The organism is Geomonas sp., assembly GCF_035254065.1.
Taxonomy (GTDB): Bacteria; Desulfobacterota; Desulfuromonadia; order Geobacterales; family Geobacteraceae; genus Geomonas.
On sequence record NZ_DATFBA010000181.1, the window covers coordinates 1 to 6781 of the forward strand.

Below are 6781 nucleotides of genomic sequence, written 5' to 3' on the forward strand. Positions count from 1 at the left end.
GTCTAATGAAAACCAAAAAGTGCCCTGAATGCGGTACGAACTAACGATTTCAGCCATCTCGCAAAAGTGGTAGCAATTTGAGGCGCTTCCGAAAAATGTAAGGACTTTATTGTAAGCCTTTTTCAGAATTCGATTAAAAAGGTAAGGACTCAATTGTCGATGTAAGTACTTTATTGTCGATGTAAGGACTTAATTGTCTCCGGACAGTGGCCGGGAGTCACAGCGGCATGCCGAGCCTGCGCATCTTTTCGACCAGGGTGGTGCGGTTTATGTTGAGCATGATGGCGGCACGGGCCTTGACCCCACCGGCCAGTTGCAACGCCTCGGCGATCATCCTCTTCTCGATCTCGTTGATGGTCTGCACCATGTCGATGCCGGCCGGTGTGACGGCGGTGGGGGACCCCTCCAAGTAGCTCCTGGTCACGTTGGCCGGCAGGTCGCGCAAGGAGATGACGTCCCCCTCGCTCAGGGCGACGATCCGCTCGATGATGTTCTCCAGCTCCCTCACGTTGCCCTGCCACGGGTACGCCTCCAGCGCCTCCAGCGCTTCCTTGTCGAGGTGCATCAACTGGCGTCCCATAGTACGGCAGTTCTTCTCCAGGAAGTGGGTGGCCAGGGGGAGGATGTCTTCGGTCCGCTCCCTTAGAGGAGGGATCTGCAGCGGGATCACGTTCAAGCGGTAGAACAGATCTTCCCTGAAGTTGCCGCGCCGGACCTCCTCCTCGAGGTTCACGTTGGTGGCTGAGATCACGCGCACGTCCAGCTTGATCTGCTTGTTCGAGCCGACCCGCTCCAGTTCCTGTTCCTGGAGGACCCGCAAGAGCTTGGTCTGCAGGTGCATGGGGAGGGTGCCGATCTCGTCCAGCAGGATGGTCCCCTGGTTAGCCGCCTCGAATTTGCCGACCTTCTCCTTGAGCGCTCCGGTGAAGGCCCCTTTCACATGCCCGAATAATTCGCTTTCCAGGAGGTTTTCCGGAATGGCCGAGCAGTTCACCGCCACGAAGGGCTTGTCTTTCCTGCGGCCGTTGTAGTGGATTGCCTTGGCCACCAGCTCCTTACCAGTTCCCGATTCTCCCAGGATGAGGACGGTGGAGTCGGTTTGGATGATCCGCTTCATCCGTGAAAAGAGCAGTTGCATGGCCCTGGAATTGCCGATGATGCTGGCGAATTCGTACCTTTCCCGCAACTGCTTTCGAAGGTAGCCGTTCTCCTTGAGAAGCACTTTTTTCTCCACGGCTTTTGCCAGGATGATGCGCAGCTCGTCCAGGTTGAGTGGCTTGGTTATGTAGTCGAAGGCACCTTTCTTCATGGCCTGCACGGCCGTCTCGGCCGAGGCGTGCCCCGTCACCATCACCACCTCGGTGCGGGGGAAACTCTCCTTGATCCTGCTCAGGACCTCCAGACCGCTCATGTCCGGCAGCACCAGGTCGCTGATGACGATATCGCACTGTTCGCGCCTCAACAGCTCCAGGCCCTGCTCTCCTGCGGAGCAGCCGGTCACCGCGTAGCCGTTCCCCTGCAAGAGGATGCTGAGGGCATCCCTGCTAGTCGCGTCGTCCTCGACGATCAGGATCTTAGTTGAAGATTTCATATTAAAATAATCCCATTTGAATGCTCTTTGATACCATGGTTGTGAAAATTTGGCAAGGGTAAAGGAGATCGCCCGGGCAAAGGTGGGGGCAAGAAGCGGCGGCGGCAGAAATTGCAGCAATCATTGGCTTTTTGACGGTTTCTGGTAACCTTTACCAGGAGGGATATCTGATCAAGGAGGGGTCTCGTGGACATCTTCGCACTGTTTCCCGCTATCATCGTAGTGGTTTTCCTGATCGCCTTGGCTACCAATGCCATCCGCATACTGCCTGAGTACGAGAGGGGGGTGCTGTTTCGCCTTGGGCGCGTGAAGCATGTGCGGGGGCCGGGCCTGGTCTTCATCATCCCCGGCATCGACCGGCTGGTCAGGGTGTCGCTGCGCATCGTGGCCATGGACGTGCCGTCTCAGGACGTCATCACCCACGACAACGTCACCGTCAAGGTCTCCGCCGTCATCTACTTCAGGGTGATGGATGCGGTGCGAGCGGTGGTCGAGGTGGAGAATTACCTGTACGCGACCAGCCAGCTCTCGCAGACCACCTTGCGGAGCGTGCTCGGACAGGTCGATCTGGACGAGTTGCTCGCCAACCGGGAGAAGATAAACCTGGAACTGCAGGAGATACTGGACCGGCAGACCGAACCGTGGGGGGTGAAGGTCACTATCGTTGAGGTGAAGAACATCGACCTGCCGCAGGAAATGCAGCGCGCCATCGCCAAGCAGGCCGAGGCTGAGCGCGAGCGGCGGGCCAAGGTCATCCATGCGGAAGGGGAACTGCAGGCCTCTGAGAAACTGGCCCAGGCGGCCGCGGTGATGGCGGGAGAACCGATGTCGCTGCAGCTTCGCTACCTGCAGACCTTGACCGAGATCGCCGCTGAGAAGAACTCCACCACCATCTTCCCGGTACCTATCGACATGCTGAAGGTATTTCTACAGAGCGCGTCAAAGAGCGGGGAGAAATAAAGGACCTTTCCCATCAAGAGTGGGACGTGTTAAGGTCAGCAGGCTGTCTATTAGAATGTGTTTTATGAGGTCCTCTCTCTGTTGTTCGTCACTCTGACGAGGGAGCGAACGGGGAAAGGCCGTTTATATCAACAAGGAGATCTGTATGTACACCAAGAAGCTCAGCAAGAAGATGAACAAGCAGCTCAACAACGAACTGTATTCTGCCTACCTCTACCTGTCTATGTCTTCCTACGCCGCCTCCATCGGGCTGAAAGGGGCAGCGAATTGGTTCATGGTGCAGTACCAGGAGGAGATGGTTCACGCCATGAAGTTCTTCAATTACATCAACAGCCGGGGCGAGCACACCGAGCTTGCCGCCATTGCAGCTCCGCCCACCGAGTTCGTGAACCTCTTGGACATGTTCCAGCAGACCCTCGCTCACGAGCAGTTCATCACCTCTTCCATCTATGAGTTGACCGACCTGGCCCTGGCGGAGAAAGACCACGCGACCCACATTTTCCTGCAGTGGTTCGTGACTGAGCAGATCGAGGAAGAGGAGAACGACCGGGACCTGATTGGGAAGCTGAAGCTGATTGGAGACAACGGGCAGGGGCTTTTGCTGCTCGACAACGAGCTGGCGACCCGGGTGTTCGTGCCTCCGCCAACCGCGGCTGCCTAGACCCTTTACAACCCCTCGCCCCCTTGGGGGAGAGGGGCAGGGGGGAGGGCAGCAGTTGCCGTTTGGAAGCAGCCCTCACCCCCCCTTCGGGCATCCTCTCCCCGGAAGGGGCGAGGGGAAAATATCAGAGATTAAAAATAAAAAGGGCCCGCATCTGCGGGCCCTTTTTTTGTCTGTTTCAGTTCACTTACATCTTCTCGATCTTGGCGTTCTTCTTCAAGTCGTCGACGTAGTCGCTCAGCGCCTTCTGGGCTTTCTGCTTCTTCAGGTATTCGGTGATCTTCGGCTTCACGTCCTCGTACTTGTCGGTGGAGGCTTCGTGCTTCTCGGTCACCTTGATGATGTGATAGCCGAACTGGGTCTCCACCACCTCGCTGATCTGGCCCGGCTTCAGGGTGAACGCCGTGGTCTCGAAAGCGGACACCATCTGGCCGCGGGTGAAGTCGCCAAGGTCTCCCCCCTGGGCGGCGGAGGGGCAGCTTGACTCGGCCTTGGCGATGGCAGCGAAGTCCTCGCCTCCCTTGACGCGCTTGAGGACCGCGTCTGCCTTCTGTTTGGCTTTCTTCTTGTCTTCCGCGGAGGCCTTCTCGTCGACGCCGATCAGGATGTGGCTCGCCCTGACGGTTTCGGGTTTCTTGAAGAACTTTTCGAGGTTGTCATCGTAAAACTTTTTCGCTTCGGCGTCGGTGACGGTTCCCTTGTCATTGAAACGGGTTTCGATGAAGTTGCCGATCACGATGTCCTTGCGGGTGAAGTCCTGCAGGTCCTGAGGGGTCATGTCGGCGGCTTTCAGCGCCTTCTCGAAATCCTCCTTGGAGCCGATCTTCGCCTTACTGCTCTCGACCTTGTCCGCCACCTGCTTGTCGAGGTCCTTCACCTCGACCTTGGCGGCCTGCTGATAGAGGAGCTCCATGGAGGTGAGCTGATCAAGGGCAGCTTCCTGGGCCTTCTTGAGGACTTCCGGCTGGACGGGCTGCGGTACATGATTTTCTTCCAGCAGGATCTTGACGGCGCGGTCCAGGTCCTTCTTCAGGATGGGAGTCCCGTTCACCTTCTGGACTACCTCGTTAGAGGAGCTCTTCGGCTGTTCCTTCGCCTGCTCTTTCGCGGCGGGCTGGGCAGCGGTTTCTGCCAGGACGGGGAGGGCGGGGAGGCTCACCAGCAGTAAAGCGGCAAGGGCAGGGGCGGCTACTTTCTTGAAACGGGGCATGCCAATCTCCTTTGAGAGAAATTTTCTGGAAATACTAGCATTGATGGTCTATTTTTTAAACCTCAAAAACTGACTGAGGCGTGTTGTAACATAATTTCACCTTGGGGGTTTTATTGCGACGCGGAATATGATAAGAATAATGCAAGCTTAATTTCGAATTTAATCTAATTACATGGAGCGTGTACATGTCGAAGAAATCCGAACAGGCACTGCTTGCGTTTTTGGCGGGAGCCGCAGTAGCAGCTGGCGCAGCACTTCTCTTCACCCCCAGGACCGGCCGCGAGATTCGCGAGAAGCTGGGTGAGGCCAGGGACGAGGCGCTCGATAAGATCAAGCAGCGCATGAAGGGGGGGGCGACCGGCAAGGGAGATCCGCTCAACTACGACGGCGGCGACTGCTGGATATAGAGAAAAGATAAACCAAGCCCGCGGTCGACCCCTTCCAGGTACTCCTTGATCTGCTGCGAGCTTTCCATGTCAAGCACCCTGTCCGCTATCCGCCGTGCCTCCTCCAGGGAGATGCGGCGGATAGCCTCCTTCACCATGGGTATATTGGGGGCGGACAGGCTGAAGTTCCTGATCCCCATTCCCGCCAACAGGATCGCGTTCACCGGATCACCCGCCATCTCACCGCAGACGGTTGTCTGCTTCCCCGCGCCCGCCGCCGCGTCTGCCACCTTCTTGATCGAATGCAGGACCGCCGGGTGGTACTGGTCGTACCATCTCCTGACCCGCGGGTTGTTGCGGTCGCAGGCCAGCGTGTACTGGATGAGGTCGTTGGTGCCGATGCTCAGGTAGTCCACCTCTTTCGCCAGCATCTCCGCCACCAGCACCGCCGCCGGCAACTCCACCATCACCCCGATGCCGATCTTATCGTCGAAAGCCTTCCCCTCGTTGGCGAGCTCCTCCTTGACCTCCTCCAGGATCCTGCGGATGGTGCGCACCTCGTCCACGCAGGAGATCAGCGGAAACATCAGGTTGCACCTGCCGTAGGGGGAGGCAAGCAGCACCCCCGCCAGCTGTTCCCTGAAGATGTCCTCCCGCTCCAGCGATATCCTGATCGAGCGCCAGCCGAGGAAGGGGTTCTCCTCCTTGGGGTGGCTGAAGTAGGGGAGGACCTTGTCCCCGCCGATATCCAGCGTCCTGATGGTGACCGGCATCCCCTCGAAACCCTCCAGCACCTTGCGGTAGATGGCGGCCTGCTCCAGTCGGCCGGGGAAGGAGCTGCGGGTCATGAAGGGAAACTCGGTCCGGTACAGGCCGACCCCCTCGGCGCCGTTTAGGTGCGCTACCCGCAGGTCGCTCAACAGGCCGATGTTGGCGAGCAGCTTGATGCGGCAGCCGTCGGTGGTTTCCGCCGGCAGGTCGCGGATACCCTCCAGCTCGCGCTGCCTGAGGTCGAACTCCCCCTGCAGCCGCTGGTACTCGTGCTTGACGGTCGGGTCGGGGTTGATGTAGACGCAGCCAGAGGTGCCGTCCACGATGACCTCGCTTCGCACGCCGATTTGCTTCAGCAGTCCCTCCACCCCGAATACCGCCGGGATGCCGAGGGCGCGCGCCATGATCGCCGCGTGGGCGTTCTGGTTCCCCCTTTCGGTGGCGATGCCGATCACCTTGCCGTGGTCCATGAAGGCGAGGTCGGAGGGGAGCAGTTCGCGGGTGATGATGACCCGGTTGTCCTTGAGCCTGCCGCGGTTTCGGTTGTTTCCGCTCAAGGCGTCACAGATCCGGCGGCCGATGTCTTCCATGTCGGCCGAGCGCTCCCTCAGGTAGGGGTCCTCCATCTGGGCGAATGCGGCCACGTAGTCGCTCACCACCTCGCTCACCGCCCTCAGCGCTCCCAGCCCCCCCTCGATGAGAGCGGTGATCTTGCCGATGAAGCTGCGGTCCTCAAGGATCATCAGGTGGCTGTGGAAGATGGCGGCATCCGCCTCGGAGAGAATCTCGCCCACCCGCTTCTCCATGTAGATGGTCTGGATGCGCGCCTTCTCCAGTGCCTGCAGGAAGCTCTGCTGCTCCTCGGCCCGCGGCCTTACCCGTTCGACCACCGTCAGATCCCGGGTCCCCTGGTGGAGGACCGAAACCTTGCCATCGGCGAACCCCGGGGAGATGGGGATTCCGAAGAGCGCACTCCGCTGGGAGGTATCCCGTTTTTTATGCTGGTCCCGGACCGGTTCCTTGCTTTTCAGCCGCTCGACCTCCGCCTGGTAGAAGGCGCGCTCCTCCTCCTTCTTCCTGATCGAGTCGAGCAGTTTTGCGTTGGAGACGATGGAGGAGATCTGCCAGGCTATGGTGGAGACGGCGCTGATCTCCTGGGGGGTAAAGGTGCGCGCCTCGCGGTTCTGGATGACAATGACGCC

The 6781-nt window shown here is 59.0% G+C and carries 6 protein-coding genes; 3 read left to right on the forward strand and 3 right to left on the reverse strand.

The genetic code is table 11. From position 1 onward, the window contains the following. Window positions 1-217 precede the first annotated feature (217 nt). A complete protein-coding gene (locus VJ604_RS08785) occupies window positions 218-1591 on the reverse strand; it encodes a sigma-54-dependent transcriptional regulator (RefSeq protein ID WP_324081647.1) in 1374 nt (457 codons plus the stop codon). A 186-nt stretch (window positions 1592-1777) separates the two neighbouring features. On the opposite strand from VJ604_RS08785, the gene VJ604_RS08790 reads away from it, so the two are divergent. After that, on the forward strand, window positions 1778-2551 hold the full coding sequence (locus tag VJ604_RS08790) for a slipin family protein (RefSeq protein WP_324081648.1): 774 nt from the start codon (window positions 1778-1780) through the stop codon (window positions 2549-2551). A 145-nt stretch (window positions 2552-2696) separates the two neighbouring features. Then, window positions 2697-3212 carry a ferritin gene (locus VJ604_RS08795; protein ID WP_324081650.1) on the forward strand — a complete coding sequence of 172 codons (516 nt, stop codon included), beginning with the start codon at window positions 2697-2699 and terminating at the stop codon, window positions 3210-3212. A 187-nt stretch (window positions 3213-3399) separates the two neighbouring features. Here the strand turns inward: VJ604_RS08795 and VJ604_RS08800 are convergent, their stop codons facing one another. Next, window positions 3400-4422: a peptidylprolyl isomerase gene (locus tag VJ604_RS08800; RefSeq protein WP_324081653.1), complete on the reverse strand. Its 1023-nt coding sequence runs from the start codon at window positions 4420-4422 to the stop codon at window positions 3400-3402. Between the two features lie 185 nt (window positions 4423-4607). Here VJ604_RS08800 and VJ604_RS08805 point away from each other — a divergent pair, with 185 nt between their 5' ends. Then, a complete protein-coding gene (locus VJ604_RS08805; RefSeq protein WP_324081655.1) occupies window positions 4608-4829 on the forward strand; it encodes a YtxH domain-containing protein in 222 nt (73 codons plus the stop codon). Here VJ604_RS08805 and ptsP read toward each other — a convergent pair. Beyond that, window positions 4802-6781 (reverse strand): phosphoenolpyruvate--protein phosphotransferase (gene ptsP / locus VJ604_RS08810; RefSeq protein WP_324081658.1); only part of this gene is annotated, 1980 nt, incomplete at its 5' end. The genes VJ604_RS08805 and ptsP overlap by 28 nt on opposite strands.